The 21,897-nt window shown below is 39.6% G+C and carries 26 protein-coding genes; all 26 read left to right on the forward strand.

The features are described from left to right. The first annotated feature begins 27 nt into the window (after window positions 1-27). Window positions 28-1,026, forward strand: a complete 999-nt coding sequence (gene fliM, locus EDD69_RS06495; RefSeq protein ID WP_132948148.1) for a flagellar motor switch protein FliM — start codon at window positions 28-30, stop codon at window positions 1,024-1,026. After that, complete coding sequence (fliY, locus tag EDD69_RS06500) at window positions 1,016-2,287, forward strand: flagellar motor switch phosphatase FliY (RefSeq protein WP_132948149.1); 1,272 nt, start codon at window positions 1,016-1,018, stop codon at window positions 2,285-2,287. The genes fliM and fliY overlap by 11 nt, the downstream gene beginning before the upstream one ends. Before the next feature lie 25 nt (window positions 2,288-2,312). Then, on the forward strand, window positions 2,313-2,672 hold the full coding sequence (locus tag EDD69_RS06505; protein ID WP_132948150.1) for a response regulator: 360 nt from the start codon (window positions 2,313-2,315) through the stop codon (window positions 2,670-2,672). A 22-nt stretch (window positions 2,673-2,694) separates the two neighbouring features. Beyond that, window positions 2,695-3,360: a flagella biosynthesis regulatory protein FliZ gene (gene fliZ / locus EDD69_RS06510; protein WP_243643051.1), complete on the forward strand. Its 666-nt coding sequence runs from the start codon at window positions 2,695-2,697 to the stop codon at window positions 3,358-3,360. Next, on the forward strand, window positions 3,353-4,018 hold the full coding sequence (gene fliP / locus EDD69_RS06515) for a flagellar type III secretion system pore protein FliP (protein WP_132948152.1): 666 nt from the start codon (window positions 3,353-3,355) through the stop codon (window positions 4,016-4,018). Before fliZ ends, fliP begins: the two co-directional genes overlap by 8 nt. Window positions 4,019-4,033: 15 nt before the next feature. Further along, a complete protein-coding gene (fliQ, locus tag EDD69_RS06520; RefSeq protein WP_132948153.1) occupies window positions 4,034-4,303 on the forward strand; it encodes a flagellar biosynthesis protein FliQ in 270 nt (89 codons plus the stop codon). 4 nt (window positions 4,304-4,307) lie between these two features. Further along, a complete protein-coding gene (gene fliR / locus EDD69_RS06525) occupies window positions 4,308-5,084 on the forward strand; it encodes a flagellar biosynthetic protein FliR (RefSeq protein ID WP_132948154.1) in 777 nt (258 codons plus the stop codon). After that, on the forward strand, window positions 5,085-6,167 hold the full coding sequence (gene flhB, locus EDD69_RS06530) for a flagellar biosynthesis protein FlhB (RefSeq protein WP_132948155.1): 1,083 nt from the start codon (window positions 5,085-5,087) through the stop codon (window positions 6,165-6,167). 29 nt (window positions 6,168-6,196) lie between these two features. Then, entirely contained in the window at window positions 6,197-8,233 is a 2,037-nt protein-coding gene (gene flhA, locus EDD69_RS06535) for a flagellar biosynthesis protein FlhA (protein WP_132948156.1), read from the forward strand. Next, on the forward strand, window positions 8,230-9,348 hold the full coding sequence (gene flhF / locus EDD69_RS06540; protein WP_132948157.1) for a flagellar biosynthesis GTPase FlhF: 1,119 nt from the start codon (window positions 8,230-8,232) through the stop codon (window positions 9,346-9,348). The genes flhA and flhF overlap by 4 nt, the downstream gene beginning before the upstream one ends. Beyond that, window positions 9,345-10,211 carry a MinD/ParA family protein gene (locus EDD69_RS06545; protein ID WP_132948158.1) on the forward strand — a complete coding sequence of 289 codons (867 nt, stop codon included), beginning with the start codon at window positions 9,345-9,347 and terminating at the stop codon, window positions 10,209-10,211. The genes flhF and EDD69_RS06545 overlap by 4 nt, the downstream gene beginning before the upstream one ends. Window positions 10,212-10,221: 10 nt before the next feature. Next, window positions 10,222-11,295, forward strand: a complete 1,074-nt coding sequence (locus EDD69_RS06550) for a protein-glutamate methylesterase/protein-glutamine glutaminase (protein ID WP_132948159.1) — start codon at window positions 10,222-10,224, stop codon at window positions 11,293-11,295. 14 nt (window positions 11,296-11,309) lie between these two features. Further along, window positions 11,310-13,337 carry a chemotaxis protein CheA gene (locus tag EDD69_RS06555; RefSeq protein ID WP_132948160.1) on the forward strand — a complete coding sequence of 676 codons (2,028 nt, stop codon included), beginning with the start codon at window positions 11,310-11,312 and terminating at the stop codon, window positions 13,335-13,337. A gap of 41 nt (window positions 13,338-13,378) precedes the next feature. Beyond that, a complete protein-coding gene (locus EDD69_RS06560) occupies window positions 13,379-13,810 on the forward strand; it encodes a chemotaxis protein CheW (RefSeq protein WP_132948161.1) in 432 nt (143 codons plus the stop codon). 15 nt (window positions 13,811-13,825) lie between these two features. After that, window positions 13,826-14,461 carry a chemotaxis protein CheC gene (locus tag EDD69_RS06565; RefSeq protein ID WP_132948162.1) on the forward strand — a complete coding sequence of 212 codons (636 nt, stop codon included), beginning with the start codon at window positions 13,826-13,828 and terminating at the stop codon, window positions 14,459-14,461. Next, the gene (locus tag EDD69_RS06570; protein ID WP_132948163.1) at window positions 14,454-14,954 is read left to right on the forward strand and encodes a chemotaxis protein CheD; all 501 of its coding nucleotides are present in this window, start codon (window positions 14,454-14,456) and stop codon (window positions 14,952-14,954) included. Before EDD69_RS06565 ends, EDD69_RS06570 begins: the two co-directional genes overlap by 8 nt. Beyond that, entirely contained in the window at window positions 14,954-15,283 is a 330-nt protein-coding gene (locus EDD69_RS06575; RefSeq protein ID WP_132948164.1) for a hypothetical protein, read from the forward strand. The genes EDD69_RS06570 and EDD69_RS06575 overlap by 1 nt, the downstream gene beginning before the upstream one ends. A 101-nt stretch (window positions 15,284-15,384) precedes the next feature. Continuing rightward, window positions 15,385-16,149, forward strand: coding sequence for a FliA/WhiG family RNA polymerase sigma factor (locus EDD69_RS06580; protein WP_132948165.1), 765 nt, complete (start codon window positions 15,385-15,387; stop codon window positions 16,147-16,149). Between the two features lie 45 nt (window positions 16,150-16,194). Next, window positions 16,195-16,455, forward strand: a complete 261-nt coding sequence (locus tag EDD69_RS06585) for a hypothetical protein (RefSeq protein WP_132948166.1) — start codon at window positions 16,195-16,197, stop codon at window positions 16,453-16,455. A gap of 9 nt (window positions 16,456-16,464) precedes the next feature. Continuing rightward, the gene (locus EDD69_RS06590) at window positions 16,465-16,935 is read left to right on the forward strand and encodes a hypothetical protein (protein WP_132948167.1); all 471 of its coding nucleotides are present in this window, start codon (window positions 16,465-16,467) and stop codon (window positions 16,933-16,935) included. A gap of 152 nt (window positions 16,936-17,087) precedes the next feature. After that, the gene (rpsB, locus tag EDD69_RS06595) at window positions 17,088-17,795 is read left to right on the forward strand and encodes a 30S ribosomal protein S2 (protein WP_132948168.1); all 708 of its coding nucleotides are present in this window, start codon (window positions 17,088-17,090) and stop codon (window positions 17,793-17,795) included. A 160-nt stretch (window positions 17,796-17,955) separates the two neighbouring features. After that, entirely contained in the window at window positions 17,956-18,837 is an 882-nt protein-coding gene (gene tsf, locus EDD69_RS06600) for a translation elongation factor Ts (protein WP_132948169.1), read from the forward strand. Between the two features lie 82 nt (window positions 18,838-18,919). After that, window positions 18,920-19,642, forward strand: a complete 723-nt coding sequence (pyrH, locus tag EDD69_RS06605) for a UMP kinase (protein ID WP_132948170.1) — start codon at window positions 18,920-18,922, stop codon at window positions 19,640-19,642. A gap of 1 nt (window position 19,643) precedes the next feature. Then, window positions 19,644-20,201 (forward strand): ribosome recycling factor, encoded by a 558-nt coding sequence (frr, locus tag EDD69_RS06610; RefSeq protein WP_132948171.1) that lies wholly within the window; start codon window positions 19,644-19,646, stop codon window positions 20,199-20,201. 139 nt (window positions 20,202-20,340) lie between these two features. Further along, complete coding sequence (locus EDD69_RS06615; protein ID WP_132948172.1) at window positions 20,341-21,105, forward strand: isoprenyl transferase; 765 nt, start codon at window positions 20,341-20,343, stop codon at window positions 21,103-21,105. Between the two features lie 6 nt (window positions 21,106-21,111). Then, complete coding sequence (locus tag EDD69_RS06620; RefSeq protein ID WP_132948173.1) at window positions 21,112-21,891, forward strand: phosphatidate cytidylyltransferase; 780 nt, start codon at window positions 21,112-21,114, stop codon at window positions 21,889-21,891. Window positions 21,892-21,897 lie beyond the last annotated feature (6 nt).

Raw genomic sequence — 21,897 nt, forward strand, 5'->3', positions numbered from 1 at the left:
GAGTAAACGGAGTAGGAGGTGAGAAATTTGTCGGGAGAAGTATTGTCACAAAGCGAAATAGATGCTTTATTAGCGGCGCTGTCAACTGGAGAAATGAGCGCTGATGAGCTGAAAAAAGAAGAAGCAACGAAAAAGGTGAAAGTATACGATTTTAAACGGGCGCTGCGCTTCTCAAAAGATCAAATTCGCAGTTTAACGCGTATTCATGAAAATTTCGCGCGGTTATTAACGACGTTTTTTTCAGCGCAATTGCGCACGTATGTGCAAATTTCTGTTGCTTCTGCTGATCAATTGCCATATGAAGAATTTATTCGTTCGATTCCGAAAATGACCATTTTAAACGTGTTTGAGGTGCCGCCGCTCGATGGACGGATTTTATTGGAGGTTAACCCGAACATCGCTTATGCGATGCTCGACCGCATGTTAGGCGGGAGGGGGACGAGCATTAATAAAGTTGACAATTTAACGGAAATTGAAACGAAAATCATGACCAATTTGTTTGAAAAGGCATTTAGCCATTTGCGTGACGCTTGGGAATCCATTGCGGAAATCGATCCAATTTTAACGGATTTTGAAGTGAATCCGCAGTTTTTGCAGATGGTTTCGCCGAATGATACAGTCGTTGTCATTTCGTTAAACACGCAAATTGCGGATAGCAGCGGAATGATTAATATTTGTATTCCGTATGTTGTTCTAGAGCCAATTATTCCAAGGCTTTCCGTGCATTATTGGATGCAAACGCAAAAAAAAGAGCGTGAACCGCAAGAAGTACAAGCGTTAGAAAAACGATTAAAACGAGCGCACGTTCCTGTTATTGCTGAACTCGGAACTGCAACCATTACCATTCAAGAATTTTTACAGCTGGGAGTTGGAGATGTGATTCAACTAGATCAAACGATTCATGAACCGTTAGTAGTGAAAATCGGGGAAGTGCCGAAGTTTACTGGGCAACCTGGTAAAATGCATAAGCGCTTGGCGGTGCAAATTTTAGATACTATAAAGGGGGGAGAAGACGATGATGAGTGATGATATGTTATCACAAGATGAAATTGATGCATTGTTGCGTGGAATTGATGAAGAACCTGTTCCGTCTAGCACATTAGCAATTGATGAAGTATTAACGCCAATTGAGCAAGATGCTATTGGCGAGATCGGGAATATTTCGTTTGGTAGTTCAGCGACGGCGTTGTCGATGCTATTAAATCAAAAAGTCGAAATTACGACGCCAAGCGTATCACTCATCGAACGTGATCGTGTTGTTGAAGAATTTCCGCATCCGTATGTCGCCGTTCAAGTCAATTATACAGAAGGTTTTTTAGGAACAAATTTACTTGTTATTAAGCAAGAAGACGCATCGATTATTGCCGATTTAATGTTGGGCGGGGACGGAAAAAATCCTTCTGACGTTCTGGGAGAAATTCAGTTGAGCGCTGTTCAAGAAGCGATGAATCAAATGATGGGCTCAGCGGCGACATCGATGTCGACGGTCTTTAATAAAAAAGTCGATATTTCGCCACCGACGCTGCACTTGCTGGATTTAAAAGAAGGGGAAGGATTAGAGCATTTACCGACGGAAGATGTGCTAGTGAAAGTATCGTTTCGTTTAAAGATTGGCGAATTAATCGACTCAAGCATTATGCAACTGTTGCCGGTTGATTTTGCGAAAGAATTAGTCCAAAATTTGCTTAATCCGCCTAGTACAAATGAATCAACATCGGCTACAATGAATATGAGCAATCATACACAATCGGAACAGCGTTCATCTTCGAATGAGTCACCGCAATCGATGGGTTCAACGCATTCAGCCGGTTATGAGCAACCGAGCACTCAATCAACGAACACTCAATCAACGAACACTCAATCAACGAACACTCAATCAACGAACACTCAATCAACGAATACTCAATCAACGAGCACTCAACAAGGTCCGCATCATTTTGGCATGGGTGCGGCAACCAATCAGCCGGTGAACATTCAACCAGCGGCTTTTGCAAGTTTTGAGCCGATGCCTTTACAGGAAACAGAAGCAAGAAATTTGAACATGCTTTTAGACATTCCGCTGCAAGTGACAGTGGAACTTGGACGAACGAAGCGGTCTGTGCAAGAGATTTTAAATCTATCTGCTGGCTCGATTATTGAACTTGATAAGCTAGCTGGTGAACCGGTCGACATTTTAGTCAATAATAAGCTCATTGCCAAAGGTGAGGTCGTTGTTATTGATGAAAACTTTGGGGTTCGTGTCACGAACATTATTAGCCCAAGCGATCGTTTGAACAAATTAAGATAGATAGATTTTTTGGGAGGTTTGGAGAATGGCGAGAATTTTAGTGGTGGATGATGCCGCATTTATGAGAATGATGATTAAAGATATTTTAACAAAAAATGGTCACGAAGTTGTTGCTGAGGCGGCGGACGGATTGCAAGCGATTGAATATTATAAAGAATTTCGCCCTGACTTAGTCACAATGGATATTACCATGCCGGAAATGGATGGAATTACGGCGCTAAAGGAAATCAAAAAAATCGATAGCAATGCAAAAGTCATTATGTGCTCAGCGATGGGGCAACAAGCAATGGTGATCGATGCAATTCAAGCAGGTGCGAAAGATTTTATCGTCAAACCGTTTCAAGCGGATCGTGTCATTGAAGCCATTAATAAAACACTCGGATAACGAAATTAGAGGTGGAGCCATATTGCGTCGTTTGTGCATCATTTTTGTCTCTATTTTGATCTGCGCATTCGCTGTTCTGCAAGCAGGCATGCCTGCTTTTGCAGAACAGTCAAGAAGTGTAAAAGAATGTCTTGAACATCCTGAAAAATGTAAAAATGAAACACTTCCCGATCAAGAGAGAGGAGATTCACCTGTAGCGCAAGGTCAATCCCCTTTCTCTGTTTGGGATTTTTTTAAGATGATTTTGGCGACGATTTTTATTCTCTTTTTAATTTATACCCTTTTAAAGTGGATGAACAGCCGCAGTCGTTTTTATCAACAGCGGCGGGGATTGGTTGAGCATTTAGGCGGGACGAGTTTAGGAACGAATCGTTCCGTTCAGCTTATTAAGGTTGGAAATCGCATACTTGTGGTCGGTGTTGGAGAATCCATTCACCTTTTAAAAGAAATTGATGACGAAAATGAAGTGAAAGAGATTTTAGCAGAGTATAATGCACGGCTCGATCAATTAATCGAACCAAATCAATGGCTGCAAAAAATTGGGGTGTGGTTTAAGAAGGAACAGAGAAAGGAACAAAATGTTGAATCGTTCCGACAATTGTTAAGCCATCAACTGCAACAATTGTCGCAAGAGCGAAAAAAAGCATTAGCAGAGCTTGAAAAGAAAGGGACAACAACCGATGAATGAAGTGATGCAATTTTTCAATAACAGCGATCCAGAACATGTGTCAACTTCCGTTAAATTGTTGCTGTTATTGACCGTTTTATCGTTGGCACCGAGCATTTTAATTATGATGACATCATTTACAAGAATTGTTATTGTTCTTTCGTTTGTCAGAACTTCGCTCGGAACACAACAAATGCCACCAAACCAAGTGCTCATTGGTTTATCGCTTTTCTTAACGTTTTTCATCATGGCACCGACGTTTCAGCAAATTCATCAAGAAGCATTGCAGCCGTTGTTTGAGGAGAAAATTAATTTAGAAGAAGCCTACAAGCGTGCGGAAATTCCGCTGAAAGAATTTATGAGTAAACATACGCGGCAAAAAGATTTAGCGCTTTTTTTGAACTATGCTGGGGCTGAACAGCCGAAAACGGTTCAAGATATTCCGCTTACAACGCTTGTTCCTGCATTTGCGATTAGTGAATTAAAAACAGCGTTTCAAATTGGCTTTATGTTGTTTATTCCGTTTTTAGTCATCGATATGGTTGTGGCAAGCGTTTTGATGTCCATGGGAATGATGATGCTTCCGCCAGTCATGATTTCTTTGCCGTTCAAAATTTTGTTGTTTGTGCTTGTTGATGGCTGGTATTTAGTCGTTAAGTCGTTACTTGAGAGCTTTTAAAGTAGGTGGATGAAGATGAGTCCAGATTTTGTTATTCAAGTTGCTGAACGCGGTGTATATATGGTTCTCCTAATTTGTGGACCGTTGATGCTTCTGGCGCTCGCGGTTGGATTGATTATTAGTATTTTGCAGGCAACGACGCAAATTCAAGAGCAAACATTAGCGTTTGTTCCAAAAATTGTCGCAGTATTGATTGGGCTTGTTTTTTTCGGGCCATGGATGCTTTCACGCATGATTTCTTATACGTATGATATCTTTAGTAATTTAAGTAAGTTTATAGGATGATGCTATGGAAGTTTTGTATACGTATTTTCCTGCTTTTTTGTTAGTGTTTGCGCGCGTTGCCTCTTTTTTTGTGACGTTGCCGCTTTTTTCATATCGAAACATTCCAACAACCCATAAAATTGGTCTTGCGTTCTTTATTAGCTGGATTATGTTCTTTACCATTGAGAAAAAACCGTTGTCTATTGATGGCGTTTATTTTATGCTCATCATCAAAGAAGTGTTAGTCGGATTATTCATTGGATTGATTGCGTTTATGATTATGTCCGCCATTCAAATTGCTGGAGGGCTTATCGATTTCCAAATGGGATTCGCGATTGCCAATGTGATCGATCCGCAGACAGGGGTCCAAAGCCCGTTAATGGGACAATATTTATATACGCTTGCTTTGTTTTTCCTTTTGGCCGTCAATGGACATCACTTATTGTTAGATGGTGTTTTTTATAGTTATCGTCTCGTTCCGATTGATCAACTTTGGTTGCCTTTTGGCCATGAAAACGTTGTTGAATATATAATCAAAACATTTCAAGCTATGTTTGTTGTCGCTTTTCAAATGTCGATCCCCATTGTCGGTTGTTTATTTCTAGTTGATGTTGCGCTAGGAATTGTGGCGCGAACAGTTCCTCAACTCAACATTTTTGTTGTTGGGTTGCCAATAAAAATTCTCGTTAGTTTCATCATTTTCCTCGTTGTTTTTTCCAGTTTATTCGCAGTGACAAAACAGTTATTTGAATTGGTGCTTCTTTCGATGCGCGGAATGATGGAACTTTTAGGGGGAACGTAAATGACTTGGCTCTCATTAGATTTACAGTTTTTCTCAGGGGAAAAGACAGAAAAAGCGACGCCAAGAAAGCGACAAGAAGTTCGGAAAAAAGGGCAAGTGGCCAAAAGCGCCGATCTTAATGCTGCCTTTTTAATGCTCGTTGTGTTTTTAGTATTACTTTTTTCGGGACAAGTTTGGCAAACTACTTTTTCTAATATTTTTCGCCAATCCTTTCAACATTATTTCTTTGTTGATTTAACCGTTGACTCTGTGCAAGCGATATTTGTCGGGATTATTCGACAACTGTTGGCGATTGTTGGTCCCGTTTTTTTAGCAGCCATCGCCGCGGCTATTTTCGCTAATTTTTTGCAGATTGGCTTTCTCTTTACGACTGAGCCGTTACAAATGAAATTAAGTAAACTCGATCCAATTCAAGGATTTAAACGTATTTTTTCATTGCGCTCGGTCGTTGAATTGCTAAAGTCCATTTTAAAAATTTTATTCGTCGGTCTTGTGACATTCTCTGTTTTATGGTTTCGTTTAGATGAAATTTTATTGTTATCTCATAAATCGGTTCAATCGATTTTTCTTACTCTTGGTGATTTGACGATCAAGATGGGATTATATGCCTCCGTCTCTCTTTTATTTCTTGCATTACTAGATTATTTGTATCAACGCTTTGATTTTGAAAAAAATATTCGCATGTCCAAACAAGATATTAAAGATGAGTATAAAAAAACCGAAGGAGATCCGCTCATTAAATCGCGCATTAAACAAAAGCAACGAGAAATGGCGATGCGGCGAATGATGCAAGAAGTACCAAAAGCCGATGTGGTCATTACCAATCCGACCCATTTTGCCGTTGCGTTAAAATATGATGAGCAGCAAATGGATGCACCGATGGTCGTGGCAAAAGGTGTTGATTATATTGCCCAAAAAATAAAAGAAATTGCGAAAGAACACGATATTGTCGTTGTCGAAAATCGTCCTTTAGCTCGTGCGTTATATGAGCAAACAGAAATAGGCATGGTAATTCCAGAACAATTTTTTAAAGCGGTTGCTGAAATTTTGGCCTATGTGTATCGATTAAAGAAAAAAATTTAATTTGATTGTTTGAACAGGAGAGAAAGTTTATGTCTGCAAGAGATTTGTCTGTGTTAGTTAGCGTAGTATTCATCGTTGCGATGCTGATCATTCCACTGCCATCTTGGCTGCTTAGTGTCCTCATTATATTGAATATTTCTCTTGCGCTATTAGTTCTCCTTACATCGATGAATGTGCGTGAGCCGCTGCAATTTTCGATTTTCCCTTCGCTTCTTCTTTTGTTAACGTTATTCCGTCTCGGTTTGAACGTTTCCACGACTCGCTCGATTTTAAGTAAAGGAGAAGCGGGTGGAGTCGTCGAAACGTTTGGAACGTTTGTCGTTGGCGGAAATGTTGTCGTTGGTTTTGTTGTGTTTTTAATTTTAATCATTATCCAGTTTGTTGTGATTACAAAGGGTGCTGAACGTGTTTCGGAAGTAGCAGCCCGCTTTACGTTAGATGCGATGCCAGGGAAACAAATGAGCATCGATGCTGATTTGAATGCGGGAATCATTTCTGAACAGCAGGCTCGTGAACGCCGCGAAAAAGTGGCGAGAGAGGCCGATTTTTACGGCGCGATGGATGGAGCGAGCAAATTTGTGAAAGGGGATGCGATTGCAGGAATTATCATTGTCGTCATTAATATGCTTTTTGGAATGGTGATCGGAGTCGTTCAGCATGGATTAGATGTGGGTGAAGCGGCACAACGATATACGCTTCTTACGGTCGGAGACGGCATTGTAAGCCAAATTCCAGCTTTATTAATCTCGACAGCGACAGGGATTGTGGTCACTCGTGCTGCTTCGGATGAAAATTTAGGCGCCGACATTATGCAGCAATTGTTTGCGTACCCAAAAATGTTATATGTAACAGCAGGAACGATTTTTTTACTTGGCCTATTTACGCCGATCAATGACTTGCTAACGATTCCAGTTGCATCCCTATTGGCTCTTGGAGGATACAATTTAAGTAAGCTATCGAAAAAAGAAGAAATGAGTCAAGAGGTAGCGGAAGAAGAAGTTGAAATGGATCAAATGAAAAGTCCAGAAAGCGTCGTTAGTTTACTGAGCGTTGATCCAATTGAATTTGAATTTGGATATGGTCTCATTCCGCTTGCGGATGCCAATCAAGGCGGGGATTTATTAGATCGAATCGTTATGATTCGTCGTCAGCTTGCTCTTGAACTAGGGATCGTTATTCCGGTTGTGCGCATTCGTGACAACATTCAGCTTCAGCCAAACGAGTATCGTTTAAAAATAAAAGGAAACGAAGTCGCAAGAGGTGAATTGCTGCTTGATCATTATTTAGCGATGAGCCCAGGCATGGATGACGATTCGATTGAAGGAATTGACACGATTGAGCCAGCATTTGGTCTTCCAGCAAAATGGATTACAGAGGAAATGAAAGAAAAAGCCGAAATGCTTGGCTATACAGTTGTTGATCCGCCATCTGTTGTTTCAACGCATATTACAGAATTGTTGAAAGCTCATGCGCATGAATTATTAGGTCGTCAAGAGACAAAGCAGCTCATCGATCATTTAAAAGAGACTTATCCAATTTTAGTCGAAGAGGTCACACCGAATCCTTTATCCATTGGAGATGTTCAAAAAGTATTGGCGAAATTGTTAAAAGAAAAAGTATCGATTCGCAATTTACCTGTTATTTTTGAAACGCTTGCGGATTTTGGACGAATGACAACAGACACGGATTTATTAACGGAATATGTACGACAAGCGCTTGCAAGACAAATTACAAACCAGTATGTTGTCAATGGTGAAACGCTGAAAGTCATTACGTTATCAGGAAAGGTCGAAAAAGCGATTGCGGAAGGAGTGCAACAAACAGAGCACGGAAATTATTTAGCGCTCGATCCAACGATATCACAAGCGATTATTGAAGCCATTGCTTCTCAAATTGAACAATTTTCATTTCAAGATCAAGCGCCAATTTTACTTTGTTCCCCAGCTGTACGCATGTATGTAAGACAGTTGACAGAGCGCTATTTTCCAAATGTTCCGGTTTTATCCTATAATGAACTTGAGACGAATGTCGAAGTTCAAAGCGTTGGGGTGGTGGATATTGAATGAAAGTGAAGAAATTTGTCGCATCATCCATGCCTGAAGCAATGAAAATGATCCGCGCAGAACTTGGAAATGATGCCGTCATTTTAAACTCAAAAGTTGTTCATAAAAAAGGATTTCTTGGCTTATTCTCACGAAAAAATATTGAAGTGATTGCAGCCGTTGATTCAAAGCCGGAGTTAAATGTACGAAAAATCAAGGAAAAAAGAAAAGAAGAAAAGCCGCAGGTTGAGCGAGTACAAGATGATCGACTGTTAAAAGAAATTAACGAGTTAAAGACGATCATGCAAAAGTTATCCGTAGGTGTCGCAACAAATTTTGAGCATTATCCAGAACCTTTAAGAGAAATGAACGCATTGCTAATGGAACAAGAAATTTCTGATGAAATTCGCCAGCAATTGATGTCCGCTCTTTTAGAGCGTTGGTATCTCGAGCGGGCAACAGCATCGAAAGAAGAAGTGAAGCGATGGCTTCATGAGGAAATGGTTAACAAGCTAAGCCCTTTCTCGTTCGGGGGCATTTCGTTCCAAAAAAAATTTGTTAATGTGGTCGGCCCAACAGGGGTAGGAAAAACGACAACGTTGGCAAAGATGGCGGCTGAATGCGTGATTAAGCATCAGAAAAAAGTTGCTTTTATTACGACGGATACGTATCGAATTGCTGCGATTGATCAGTTAAAAACATATGCGAAAATTTTAGATGTACCGCTTGAAGTTTGCTATAACCTCGACGATTTTCGCAAAGCAAAAGAGAAGTTTGCAAGCTATGATATTGTCTTCATTGATACAGCTGGAAGAAATTTTCGCAATCCGAAATACGTAAAAGATTTGCAGGAACTGATCGATTTTAATCAAGAAATGGAAACGTTTCTCGTTCTTTCTTTAACAGCTAAACTATGCGATATGAAAGAGATTTATCAACAATTTTCATTGATTCACATCGATAAATTTATTTTTACAAAAGTAGATGAAACAAGCCGACATGGAGCGATGGTGAATTTAATGATGGATTGCCAAATCGGTGCAGCCTATTTAACACACGGACAAAATGTTCCAGATGATATTATCGAAGCGTCACCAACGATAATTGCAAATACAATTATTGGGGTCGAGCAACGATGAGGGATCAAGCTGAAAGCTTACGCTTACGTTTAAAAAAACTGCAAGAAAAAACAGAAACAAAAGCGATTGCTGTGATCAGCGGAAAAGGCGGGGTTGGTAAATCCAACTTTTCGCTCAATTTTGCTCTGACATTGTCTAAACAAGGACGAAACGTTCTATTATTTGACATGGATATCGGTATGGGAAATATTGATATTTTACTTGGGCAATCTTCATCGTACTCCATTATTGATATGTTTCGTACGAATGTAACGATCCACGATATTATTAAAAAAGGCCCGGAAAATTTATCGTTTATTGCAGGCGGTACAGGATTAACAGAAATTTTTAATATGGACAAAGAAAAAGTGCAGTATTTTATTGAACAGCTACAACTTGTTTCACAAAGTTATGATTATATTATTTTTGATATGGGAGCTGGAATTTCAGAAGATCGGTTGCAGCTGTTAATGGCTGTAGATGAAATTTTTATTATTACGACGCCAGAACCGACAGCGATCACGGATGCTTATGCGACGATGAAATATATTCATTTGTTAGAAAAAAACATTCCATTCTATCTCCTTGTGAATCGAACACATTCGGAGAAAGAAGGAAACGAAACGTTAAGCCGTTTAAAAAATGCTGCAAAGAAATTTTTGGGGAAAGATGTGAAAATTTTAGGGGTATTACCTGAAGATCGAGCCGTTTCGACAGCGGTCATCCGTCAAATTCCTTTTGTTTTATTTGATCCGACAGCAAAAGCGAGCAAAGCGATGCTTCAAGTGGTTGAACGTTACATAACGAATCAAGTTGATGCAGAATGGAAAGAGCGTTCGTTCAACTTTTTTACAAAACTGCGGCAATACTTTCTAGAAAGGTAGGTTGTCATCGGTGAATAAAGCCAAAGTGTTGGTTGTTGATGACTCTGCTTTCATGAGAAAGCTGATTAGCGATTTTCTGTCTGAAGATCCCCGTTTAGAAGTCATCGGCACAGCAAGAAACGGACAGGAAGCGCTTCGAAAAATTGAAGAATTGAAGCCCGATGTAGTGACATTGGATGTCGAAATGCCAATTATGGACGGACTTGAAACGCTCAAGCATATTATGCAACAACATCCTCTTCCTGTCGTTATGATTTCAAGTACAACGAGGGAAGGTGCAGAGAACACCATTCTGGCGCTTCAATATGGAGCGGTTGACTTTATTGCGAAACCTTCAGGAGCAATTTCGCTAGATTTGTATAAAATTAAGGATCAAATTGTCGAGAAAGTATTGCTCGCTAGTCACGCAAATTTACAATGCATGAAAAGAAAGTCAAAAATTCCTATACCGCCACAAAAGCAATATAGTAAAATAGAGTCAAATGAGCCGATAAAAACAAACACGACGAAGAAAAAAATTGTTTGTATTGGCACGTCAACGGGTGGTCCGCGGGCGTTACAACATGTGTTATCGAAATTACCAGAAACGATCAACGCTCCGATTTTAATTGTGCAACATATGCCGAAAGGTTTTACAAAATCGCTAGCCTCTCGTTTAGATTCAATTTGCCGTATTCGCGTCAAAGAAGCGGAAGATGGCGAGCTCATTCAAAAAGGAACAGCTTACATTGCTCCGGGTGGACAGCATTTGCAAGTGAAAAAAATCGGAATGTCCTTGGCCGTTCACCTTGATGAATCTCCTGCTCGCAACGGACATCGTCCATCTGTTGATGTCATGTTCGAATCGCTTTGCACGCTAGCGGACTACGAAAAAATCGCTGTCATTATGACGGGAATGGGCTCAGATGGTACAGAAGGACTAAAACAATTAAAAGCATCAGGAAATACAAAAGTAATTGCTGAATCAGCTGAGTCATCTGTTGTGTTTGGAATGCCGAAATCAGCGATCGCTGCCAATGTAACAGATGAGGTTGTTCATTTAGATAAAATTGCTGATGCGATTATGAAATATGTAGATGCTTAAGGGGGGTAGGAACGATGGATATGAGTCAATATCTCGAAGTATTCATTGATGAAAGTAAGGAACATTTGCAGACGATTAACGAGCAATTGCTTGAATTGGAAAAAAATCCGGAAGATTTGTCTATTGTGAATGAGATCTTTCGCTCTGCTCATACATTAAAAGGAATGTCTGCGACGATGGGATTTGAAGATTTAGCAAACTTGACCCATCAAATGGAAAATGTTTTAGATGGGATTCGGAACCAAAAAATTTCGGTTACGCCAGAGCTGTTAGATGTTGTTTTTCGTGCAGTTGATGATCTCGAAGCGATGGTTCATTCGATTGCGGAAGGCGGAGACGGAAAGCGCGATGTAACAGAAGTTGTTCAGCAGTTAAGACAAATCGAAAAAGGTGAACCTGTTACACCATCGTCCAAGAGCGATGACAAGAAACCAACTTTGTTGCAACAAACGTACGATGAATTTGAATATACCGTTTTACAACAATCAAAAGAGCAAGGATTTAACAGCTATGAAATTCGTGTCAAGCTCCGCGCAGACTGTTTGTTAAAAGCGGCACGTGTGTTTATGATTTTTGAAGTGCTTGAGCAGGTCGGAGAAATTATTAAATCTTCTCCAACGGTGGAAATGCTAGAAGCAGAGCAATTCGATCAAGAGTTTATCGTTACAGTTGTTTCAAAAGAAACAAAAGAAGATTTGTATAAACGGATTATGAAAGTTTCTGAAGTAGAAGAAGTAGTTATTGAACCTGTTCAATTTTCGAAAGCGGCTCCAGCTGCTGAAGAAAAAGAAAAATTGAAAACAGAAGAACTGAAAACAGAAAAACCAAAACAAACACAAGCGCAAACGCAACAAGCTGAGAAAAGCGGTTCTTCATCGTCGAAAGGAAATGTAAGCAATAAAACGATCCGCGTAAACATCGAACGTTTAGATATATTGATGAATTTATTTGAAGAGCTAGTGATTGACCGAGGAAGATTGGAACAAATTTCACGAGAACTAAACAATCCAGAGCTCCATGAAACGGTTGAACGAATGTCACGCATTTCGGGCGATTTGCAAAATATTATTTTAAATATGCGCATGGTTCCGATTGAAACGGTTTTTAACCGCTTTCCGCGCATGGTGCGGCAACTCGCACGTGATTTAGGCAAAAAAATCAACCTTGAAATCATCGGAGCAGAAACAGAGTTAGATCGTACGGTGATCGATGAAATTGGTGACCCGCTTGTTCATCTATTGCGCAACGCGATTGATCATGGCATTGAAACACCGGATGTACGCAGAGCAAAAGGAAAGCCTGAAGAAGGAACTGTTAAATTAAAAGCATACCATAGCGGCAACCATGTTTTTATTGAGATTGAAGATGATGGTGCAGGAATTAGCCGCGAGAAGGTTCTTAAAAAGGCCATTAGTAAAGGAATTATTTCTGAACAAAATGCAGCAAGCTTAACAGACAAACAAGTGTATGAACTAATATTTGCTTCCGGTTTTTCAACGGCTGAAAAAGTTTCTGATATATCCGGTCGAGGCGTAGGGTTAGATGTTGTAAAAAATACAATTGAATCGCTTGGAGGTTCTGTCACAGTTGATTCACAAGAAGGCGTTGGCTCGATTTTCTCTATTCAGCTGCCATTAACATTATCGATTATATCGGTTATGCTTGTTGAAATTCAAAAGGAAAAATATGCAATTCCACTTTCTTCTATTATTGAAACTGCGATTGTGAAAAAAGAAGATATCTTACATGCCCATAATCAAAAGGTAATTGATTTCCGCGGAAAAGTCGTTCCGTTGCTTTTCCTAAAGGATATTTTCGAAGTGCCTGTATCCAAAGAAGATGATGACTTTTTATCCGTTGTGATTGTGCGCAAAGGTGAAAAAATGGCGGGACTTGTCGTTGACTCGTTTATTGGTCAGCAGGAAGTCGTTTTAAAATCGCTTGGAAACTATTTAACATCCGTTTTTGCGATTTCAGGAGCAACGATTTTAGGAGACGGGCAAGTGGCGCTTATTATCGATTGCAACGCGCTAATCAAATAGCGGGAGCGAGAACTTTCAAGCAGTGAAATGGAGGGATCAATGTGGCAGAACTGAAAGTGATTGTCTTTCAATTAAAAGATAAGGAATACGCCATTCCTGTCCAGCAAGTTCGGTCGATCGAAAAAATTCAGCATATTACACGCGTTCCACGCGTTCCGAAGTTTGTAAAAGGGGTTATTAATTTACGAGGAGTCGTTACGCCCATTATTGATTTGCGGACGCGCTTTGGAATTGAGGAAACTGCGTTTTCTGACAACACTCGTGTGATTATTGTGGCGTTAGGTGAAATTGAGGTTGGATTGATTGTGGATGCAGCAAACGATGTCATTGATATTTCAACGGATGCAATTGAACCAACTCCAGAGGTTGTTGATTCGGTTGCGGTAGATTATATCAATGGAGTTGTGAAAATAGGGAAGCGGCTGTTGATTTTATTGAATTTAGAAAAAGTGTTAGAAACAACGAAAGTATAGGAAGGTCGTTCGCATATGTCATATTTCGATCGCATGAACGCTGTTCATATAGACATATTAAAGGAGATTGGAAATATCGGAGCGGGGCATGCCGCAACTGCGCTCTCAAAACTATTAAACAAAAAAATTGAAATGACCATCCCAGATGTGCGGATTATTTCTTTTGACGAAATGATGGATATTGTGGGCGGTGCTGATCATGTCGTTGCGGCTGTCTTTTTGCGCATTGAAGGAGACGCTCCAGGAAACATGTTTTTTGTTTTATCGCTTCCACAAGCGGAGCGGTTTATTCAACAAATGACGGGGGATGCACAATTTAAATTGACAAGCGAGTGCTCAGAGCTGTCATTATCAGCTCTTCAAGAACTAGGAAATATTCTTGCCGGATCCTATCTATCGTCTTTATCCGATTTTACAAAATTAAATTTGTATCCCTCTGTTCCTGAGCTAAGTATTGATATGATTGGAGCCATTTTAAGTTACGGGTTGATTGAAGTTTCACGTGTCGGCGATTGCGTGATTGTGATTGACACGGCTATCCATGAAGAACAGCAACCGGATGATCGTGTCAACGGGCACTTTTTCTTACTCCTTGATCCGGATTCATTCAATATTATTTTTCGAGCTTTAGGTGTGGAGTCAAATGAGTGAAGTGGCTCATGTTGTAAAAATCGGAATCGCTGACATGAATGTTGTCAAAGCACCGAATCTTATTCGTACGTGTGGATTAGGCTCGTGCGTCGGTGTCGTGGTTTATGATTTAGGTAGAGAAATTGCGGGTATGGCACATGTGATGCTGCCTGATTCATCCTTATCGAAAGTCGATGAAGTCAACGTAGCAAAATACGCTGATACCGCAGTTGGTGCACTCATTCAGCGCGTCATTAGGGCAGGGGGAAGAACGAATTTTTTAAAAGCAAAATTAGCAGGCGGTGCACAAATGTTTCAATTTCGCTCAGCGAGTACAGATATTATGCGAATTGGTCCGCGGAATGTCGAAGCGGTGCATGAGCAATTGCGTCGTTTCAATGTTCCGATTGTAGCTGAAGACGTTGGTGGTAACAGCGGGCGAACGATTGAATTTAATCCAAAAACAGGGATGTTACTCATTCGAACGGTTAATCAAGGAGTTCGTGAGATTTAATGGTAGGTACATGGAAATTTAACTTATTGTTTGCCTTTTTTGGATTTTTGATTACGTTTTCTTTTTCGCTTTTACAAAATGGTTTATGGACAACCATGATGCGCTCGATGATTGCTTTTTTTTCCTTCTTTCTCATTGCTTATCTTTTTCGATGGATGTTTTCATTTATTCAAAAAGATCACCAAAAAGAAAAAGTTCAAGAAAAAGTTCGAATAGAGGAATCCAATAATGTGGCTGAAATCGAACATTTATTTGAAGATCTTTCCGAAGAAGAACAACGAAAGGTTGTCGAATATGTTCGGCATCTGTTAAAAAGCGATGGGGAATGAAAGAATCAAAACTCAATTAACGAGCGTATTTTTCCTATCATTTCATTTTGTATAATAAAAAATGTAAAAGCCGTGTTTGCTGAGTGACGAGGAGGGATGGCATGGCTCATATTTTTGCAAATGAAGAACAGCAATGTTGGCAAAAGTGGTTATATTCCCGTGATTCAGAAGCAGGGAATGAGCTTATTCAAAAGTATATGCCACTTGTCGACTATCATGTTCAACGCATTGCAGCATCCCTTCCGAAAAGCGTGAAAAAAGATGATTTAAAAAGCTTTGGATTGCTTGGGCTGTATGATGCTTTAGAGAAATTCGATCCTTCCCGTGATTTAAAATTTGACACGTATGCTTCGTTTCGAATCCGCGGTGCTATTTTAGATGGGTTGCGTAAAGAAGACTGGTTGCCGCGCAGCACGCGTGAAAAAGCGAAAAAAATTGAAGCTGCGATCGAAAGACTGGAACAAAAATATATGCGCTTTGTTACGGCGAAAGAAGTAGCAGACGAGTTAAATATGACCGAAGAAGAAGTCTATACCATCATGAATGAAGAGTTTTTTGCTAATGTTTTGTCTCTTGATGAACGACCGTTAGATGATGAAGAACAGGAACAAACTGCATTTGCGATTCGAGATGAGAAGGCGTTTTTACCGGAAGAATATGTGCTAAAAGAAGAATTATCTTCACAATTAGCGGAAGTGATTCGCCAATTAAACGAAAAAGAACAATTGGTGATTAGTTTGTTTTACAAAGAAGAGTTGACGTTTACAGAAATTGCTCAAATTATGGGATTGTCGACGTCAAGGGTATCACAAATTCATGCAAAAGCGTTGTTTAAAATGAGAAAAATTCTTGAAAAAGCGTTGTAGTTTGCGTTGCAGTCCTTCAACCATTCGCGTGAAGGAAGTGATAAAATGAGTTTAAAGTTGATTGAACTACAGGTAGCTCTCCCAAAAACACATGATGTCGGCAAATTACAGGAACAGCTTCAATATCAAGGGCAAATTGCTCAGCAGCAATTAGCACTGGATATTCAAAAGAAAGATGAACGCATGCGACAACAAGTAACAAAAGCGGAACGAAGCGAGAAAGCGAACTGGCAAAAAGATCGGAACAGAAAAAAGACAGAAGAAAAACATCCATATAAAGGAACATTTATAGATTTTATAGGGTAGAGGGATGAGATGGCAACATTTCTATGGATTACGAGCTTCATTTTTCATATTGTTTCCTTTTTTCTAATCATCTTGTTGTTTTTAAAGTGGGCGAAAGTAAAGGAGATTGAAAAACGACAAGCTGAAATGATTCGTGAAATGGAAACGATGATGACTAGCTATTTAGTCGAGTTTAAAGAAGAGAATGACCGCTTTGTAAGACAACTCGCTTCAAAACAAAATCATTCAAGGCAAAATTCAAGACAAAATAAGAAGATCAAACAAGAAGAACCTTTTCTTCCTTTACCAAACATTGAGGCGATTGAAGACCGTCTAGAGATTTCCGTGCAGGATGAACACCAAGAGGAACCACCGGTACAAGAGTTAGTCGAACAGGCGGTTCGTCTCCAACAACAAGGCAAGAAATTAGATGAAATAGCGAAAATATTAAAAAAAGGTAAAACAGAGATTGAGCTTTTGCTTAAATTTCGCCAAAAGTAGTCAAATATAGCTTGAATGTGCTTTTTAATTGTGATATAGTTCTATTTGGTGTGAATACACACGCTCATTGATTTAAGCAACGGTGCTGCTAGGCAGTCTTGCTTAAAGATGAAGTGAGCGGAGGAATAAAAACCGAATTAGGAGGATGAAAGATGTCAGTTATTTCAATGAAGCAATTGCTTGAAGCAGGGGTTCACTTCGGACACCAAACTCGTCGCTGGAACCCAAAAATGAAAAAGTACATTTTCACTGAGCGCAATGGTATTTATATCATTGACCTTCAAAAAACAGTGAAAAAAGTAGAAGAAGCTTATAATTTTGTTAAAGAATTAGCAGCGAACGGCGGAAAAATTTTGTTCGTTGGTACAAAAAAACAAGCTCAAGATTCTGTTAAAGAAGAAGCAGAACGTTGCGGAATGTTTTATGTGAACCAACGCTGGTTAGGTGGAACATTAACAAACTTTGCAACGATTCAAAAACGCATTAAACGTTTAAAAGAAATTCAAAGAATGGCAGAAGACGGAACGTTTGATGTGTTGCCTAAGAAAGAAGTTGTAAAGTTAAAGAAAGAATTAGAGCGTTTAGAAAAGTTTTTAGGCGGAATTAAAGAAATGAAAGAATTGCCAGATGCGTTGTTCGTGATTGATCCTCGCAAAGAACGCATCGCCGTTGCAGAAGCTCGCAAACTAAACATTCCAATCATCGGAATCGTTGATACAAACTGCGATCCAGATGAAATTGATTACGTTATTCCTGCAAACGATGATGCGATTCGTGCTGTGAAGCTTCTTACATCTAAAATTGCTGATGCGGTTTTAGAAGCAAAACAAGGTGAAGAAGCGGTTGTAACAGCTGAGTAATGAGCGCAAAGGTGATAAGAGGGAAAGCCTTTTATCACCTTTTTTTAAGACAAACTTCGTTTTATGGGTATACTAAATGTAACAAGTTCACAAACAAAATTTGTAAAACGAATTTTGTTTGTATACATAATATTGGCGACAACAAAAGGAGGATATTAAAATGGCAATTACTGCTCAAATGGTAAAAGAACTGCGCGAAAAAACAGGCGCAGGTATGATGGATTGTAAAAAAGCATTAACAGAAACAAACGGTGACATGGAAAAAGCAATTGACTGGCTTCGTGAAAAAGGAATTGCGAAAGCTGCGAAAAAAGCAGACCGTATCGCTGCAGAAGGAACAACGCTCATCGAAATTGACGGAAATACAGCTGTTATTTTAGAGGTAAACTCTGAAACAGACTTCGTAGCGAAAAACGAAGAATTTAAAGCATTAGTAAAAGAGCTTGCTGCTCACTTATTAAAACATAAACCTGCAACTGTAGAAGAAGCATTACAACAAAAAATGGATAACGGTGCAACTGTAGAGGAACATATTAATGCAGCGATTGCAAAAATTGGTGAAAAAATTACATTGCGCCGTTTTGCGATTGTTGAAAAAGGTGAAAACGCTGCATTCGGTGCGTACTTGCACATGGGAGGCCGCATCGGCGTATTAACATTGTTAGAAGGCACTACAAACGAAGAAGTAGCAAAAGATGTAGCGATGCACATTGCAGCAATCAATCCAAAATACGTTTCTCGCGATCAAGTTTCAGAAGAAGAAATTGCTCGCGAACGCGAAGTATTAACGCAACAAGCATTAAATGAAGGAAAACCTGAAAATATTGTTGCGAAAATGGTTGAAGGTCGTCTAGGCAAATTTTTCGAAGAGATTTGCTTATTAGAGCAAAGCTTTGTTAAAAATCCTGATATGAAAGTACGTCAATTTGTTGAATCAAACGGTGCTACAGTGAAAAGCTTTGTTCGTTACGAAGTTGGCGAAGGAATCGAAAAACGCCAAGACAACTTTGCTGAAGAAGTTATGAACCAAGTTCGTAAGTAATGATTGATTTCGGTTTGATGAGTTTAAAAATAGGGAACACAATTGTGTTCCCTATTTTTAAAGAGATAGATGGAGGTTTACAATGAGTAGCCCAAAATATAAGCGCATTGTGTTGAAATTGAGTGGTGAAGCGTTAGCTGGTGATCAAGGTTTTGGTATTAACCCTTCTGTTATTCAATCCATTGCTCGTCAAATAAAAGAAGTAGCTGAATTAGGCGTCGAGGTAGCGGTTGTTGTTGGTGGAGGAAATATTTGGAGAGGTAAAACAGGAAGCGAAATGGGAATGGACCGTGCGACGGCTGACTATATGGGAATGTTAGCAACGGTGATGAATTCCCTCGCTCTCCAAGACAGTCTTGAAAATTTAGGAGTGCAAACGCGCGTGCAAACATCGATTGAAATGCGTCAAGTGGCCGAACCATACATAAGAAGAAAGGCCATTCGCCATCTTGAGAAAAAGCGCGTCGTTATTTTTGCAGCAGGTACAGGAAATCCATATTTTTCAACGGATACGACAGCCGCGCTACGAGCAGCGGAAATTGAAGCAGACGTTATTTTAATGGCAAAAAATAATGTCGACGGCGTGTATAGCGCCGATCCGAAAATTGATAAAAATGCGGTCAAGTATGATGAACTCTCTTATTTAGATGTCATTAAACAAGGTTTGGGAGTGATGGACTCCACTGCGTCCTCACTTTGTATGGATAACAATATTCCTTTAATTGTGTTCTCGATTATGGAAGAAGGAAATATTAAACGTGCGGTGTTAGGTGAAAACATCGGAACAATTGTAAGGGGGAAATAGTATGCCAAAACAAGTGTTAGCGACTGCAAAAGAAAAAATGGATAAAGCGGTTCAAGCATTTACGCGTGAACTTGCAACGATTCGTGCAGGTCGTGCGAATCCTGCATTGTTAGAAAAGCTTACGGTCGATTATTATGGAATGCCAACGCCAATTATCCAGCTAGCGAGCATTCAAGTTCCAGAAGCGCGTTTGCTTGTTATTCAACCTTACGACAAATCCATCATAAAAGAAATTGAAAAAGCTATTTTGTCTTCCGATCTAGGGTTAACGCCTTCTAACGACGGTTCTGTCATTCGCATTACCATTCCACCATTAACGGAAGAACGCCGTCGTGAACTTGTCAAACTTGTAAAAAAATATGCAGAAGAAGCGAAGGTAGCTGTTCGTAATATTCGTCGCGATGCGAACGATGAATTGAAAAAGATGGAGAAAAACGGCGAAATTACAGAGGATGAATTACGTGGATATACGGATGATATCCAAAAACTTACTGACGATCATATCGCAAAAATCGACGCGATTACGAAAGATAAAGAAAAAGAAGTAATGGAAGTATAATCATGATGAAAAACCCCTCTATTTTCATAGGGGGTTTTTTGCTATAATTACGAAATAGGACGATTGACGAGCGACCTACTTTTTCATTAAACTAGCCTCATCACATAAAATGGATAGTTAAAAGCGGAGGACTAGCTACATGTTAAATAAAATGAAAATGTGGAAGAATAAAGCACAGGTACATAGGAAAGAAGATCTTTTACAAGGACCGATGCCTGCACATGTCGCCATCATTATGGATGGAAACGGACGATGGGCAAAAAAACGAGCGTTGCCTCGCATGGCTGGGCATTATGAAGGGATGCAAGTTGTACGAAAAATTACTCGTTTTGCTAACGAACTTGGGATTAAAGTGTTAACCCTTTATGCTTTTTCAACAGAAAACTGGAAGAGACCAAAAGCGGAAGTAGATTATTTGATGAAACTGCCTGAAGAATTTTTAGGAACGTTTTTGCCTGAGCTTGTGCAAGAAAATGTACAAGTTCGCGTAATGGGAAACAAAGAGCAATTACCAGCTCATACATTGCGAGCGGTTGAAAAAGCGATCGAAGAAACGAAAAACAATACGGGGCTCATTTTAAACTTTGCTTTGAACTACGGCAGCCGCGCTGAAATTACAAATGCTGTGCGAAATATCATTCAAGATATTCAATCAGGAAAAGTGGATATCAATGAAATCAACGAACAATTTTTTGCTTCCTATTTGATGACGAATGACTTGCCTGATCCTGATTTACTCATTCGCACAAGCGGTGAAATTCGATTAAGTAATTTTATGCTCTGGCAGCTTGCGTATACAGAATTTTGGTTTACAGATGTGCTTTGGCCAGATTTTACAGAACAACATTTTTTACAGGCGATCTATGAATTTCAACAAAGAGGTCGTCGATTTGGAGGAGTTTAATTCAAGATGAAACAGCGAGTGATTACAGGCGTATTAGCAGCAGCTCTCTTTTTACCGATTGTCATCATCGGTGGATTGCCATTTTTGGTGCTTGCTTATTTATTGGCGACGATTGGTTTATTCGAGTTGATCAGAATGAAAAAAATCAATATTTTTTCTTTCCCGAGCATCGTTAGTTTTCTTCTGCTGTGGATCTTTTTATATCCAGGCAAGCATATACCTTTCATAAGCATGACAAAAATGGAAATTGGCTTACTTGGATTGTTTTTATTGCTCATGTACACCGTCATTTCAAAAAACCGCTTTACGTTTGATGATGTTGGCTTTATGGTCATTTCTGTCCTGTATGTTGGAGTCGGTTTTTATTTCTTCATCCAAACACGCCATGCAGGACTGGAATATATTTTTTATGCGTTATTTTTAATTTGGGCGACAGATACAGGCGCATATTTTGTTGGCCGTGCGTTTGGAAAACGAAAACTTTGGCCAGAAATTAGCCCGAACAAAACGGTCGAAGGAGCCATTGGCGGCATTGTTTGCGCGCTTGTCGTCGTGCTCATCTATCAATGGCTTTCCCCTTTTGCGGAATCAATCGTTTTGCTTTCCGCAGGGACGATTGCCTTATCGGCTTTTGGACAAATGGGAGATTTAGTTGAATCCGCGTTTAAACGACATTATGGCGTCAAAGATTCAGGCGCGATTTTGCCTGGTCATGGCGGCATTTTAGATCGTTTTGATAGTTTATTATTTATTTTGCCGCTGCTGCATCTTTTTCAGCTTATTTAAAGAGGA

Origin of the sequence: Thermolongibacillus altinsuensis (genome assembly GCF_004341205.1) — a bacterium.
In the GTDB taxonomy this organism is placed as follows: Bacteria; Bacillota; Bacilli; order Bacillales; family Anoxybacillaceae; genus Thermolongibacillus; species Thermolongibacillus altinsuensis.

Excerpts from the sequence above, each read along its gene's own strand:
- fliY (WP_132948149.1), top strand. The coding sequence starts at position 1,016 with ATGATGAGTGATGATATGTTATCACAAGATGAAATTGATGCATTGTTG.
- EDD69_RS06505 (WP_132948150.1), top strand. The coding sequence starts at position 2,313 with ATGGCGAGAATTTTAGTGGTGGATGATGCCGCATTTATGAGAATGATG.
- fliP (WP_132948152.1), top strand. The coding sequence starts at position 3,353 with ATGAATGAAGTGATGCAATTTTTCAATAACAGCGATCCAGAACATGTG.
- fliQ (WP_132948153.1), top strand. The coding sequence starts at position 4,034 with ATGAGTCCAGATTTTGTTATTCAAGTTGCTGAACGCGGTGTATATATG.
- fliR (WP_132948154.1), top strand. The coding sequence starts at position 4,308 with ATGGAAGTTTTGTATACGTATTTTCCTGCTTTTTTGTTAGTGTTTGCG.
- flhB (WP_132948155.1), top strand. The coding sequence starts at position 5,085 with ATGACTTGGCTCTCATTAGATTTACAGTTTTTCTCAGGGGAAAAGACA.
- flhA (WP_132948156.1), top strand. The coding sequence starts at position 6,197 with ATGTCTGCAAGAGATTTGTCTGTGTTAGTTAGCGTAGTATTCATCGTT.
- flhF (WP_132948157.1), top strand. The coding sequence starts at position 8,230 with ATGAAAGTGAAGAAATTTGTCGCATCATCCATGCCTGAAGCAATGAAA.
- EDD69_RS06545 (WP_132948158.1), top strand. The coding sequence starts at position 9,345 with ATGAGGGATCAAGCTGAAAGCTTACGCTTACGTTTAAAAAAACTGCAA.
- EDD69_RS06555 (WP_132948160.1), top strand. The coding sequence starts at position 11,310 with ATGGATATGAGTCAATATCTCGAAGTATTCATTGATGAAAGTAAGGAA.
- EDD69_RS06565 (WP_132948162.1), top strand. The coding sequence starts at position 13,826 with ATGTCATATTTCGATCGCATGAACGCTGTTCATATAGACATATTAAAG.
- EDD69_RS06570 (WP_132948163.1), top strand. The coding sequence starts at position 14,454 with ATGAGTGAAGTGGCTCATGTTGTAAAAATCGGAATCGCTGACATGAAT.
- EDD69_RS06575 (WP_132948164.1), top strand. The coding sequence starts at position 14,954 with ATGGTAGGTACATGGAAATTTAACTTATTGTTTGCCTTTTTTGGATTT.
- EDD69_RS06580 (WP_132948165.1), top strand. The coding sequence starts at position 15,385 with ATGGCTCATATTTTTGCAAATGAAGAACAGCAATGTTGGCAAAAGTGG.
- EDD69_RS06585 (WP_132948166.1), top strand. The coding sequence starts at position 16,195 with ATGAGTTTAAAGTTGATTGAACTACAGGTAGCTCTCCCAAAAACACAT.
- EDD69_RS06590 (WP_132948167.1), top strand. The coding sequence starts at position 16,465 with ATGGCAACATTTCTATGGATTACGAGCTTCATTTTTCATATTGTTTCC.
- rpsB (WP_132948168.1), top strand. The coding sequence starts at position 17,088 with ATGTCAGTTATTTCAATGAAGCAATTGCTTGAAGCAGGGGTTCACTTC.
- tsf (WP_132948169.1), top strand. The coding sequence starts at position 17,956 with ATGGCAATTACTGCTCAAATGGTAAAAGAACTGCGCGAAAAAACAGGC.
- pyrH (WP_132948170.1), top strand. The coding sequence starts at position 18,920 with ATGAGTAGCCCAAAATATAAGCGCATTGTGTTGAAATTGAGTGGTGAA.
- frr (WP_132948171.1), top strand. The coding sequence starts at position 19,644 with ATGCCAAAACAAGTGTTAGCGACTGCAAAAGAAAAAATGGATAAAGCG.
- EDD69_RS06615 (WP_132948172.1), top strand. The coding sequence starts at position 20,341 with ATGTTAAATAAAATGAAAATGTGGAAGAATAAAGCACAGGTACATAGG.
- EDD69_RS06620 (WP_132948173.1), top strand. The coding sequence starts at position 21,112 with ATGAAACAGCGAGTGATTACAGGCGTATTAGCAGCAGCTCTCTTTTTA.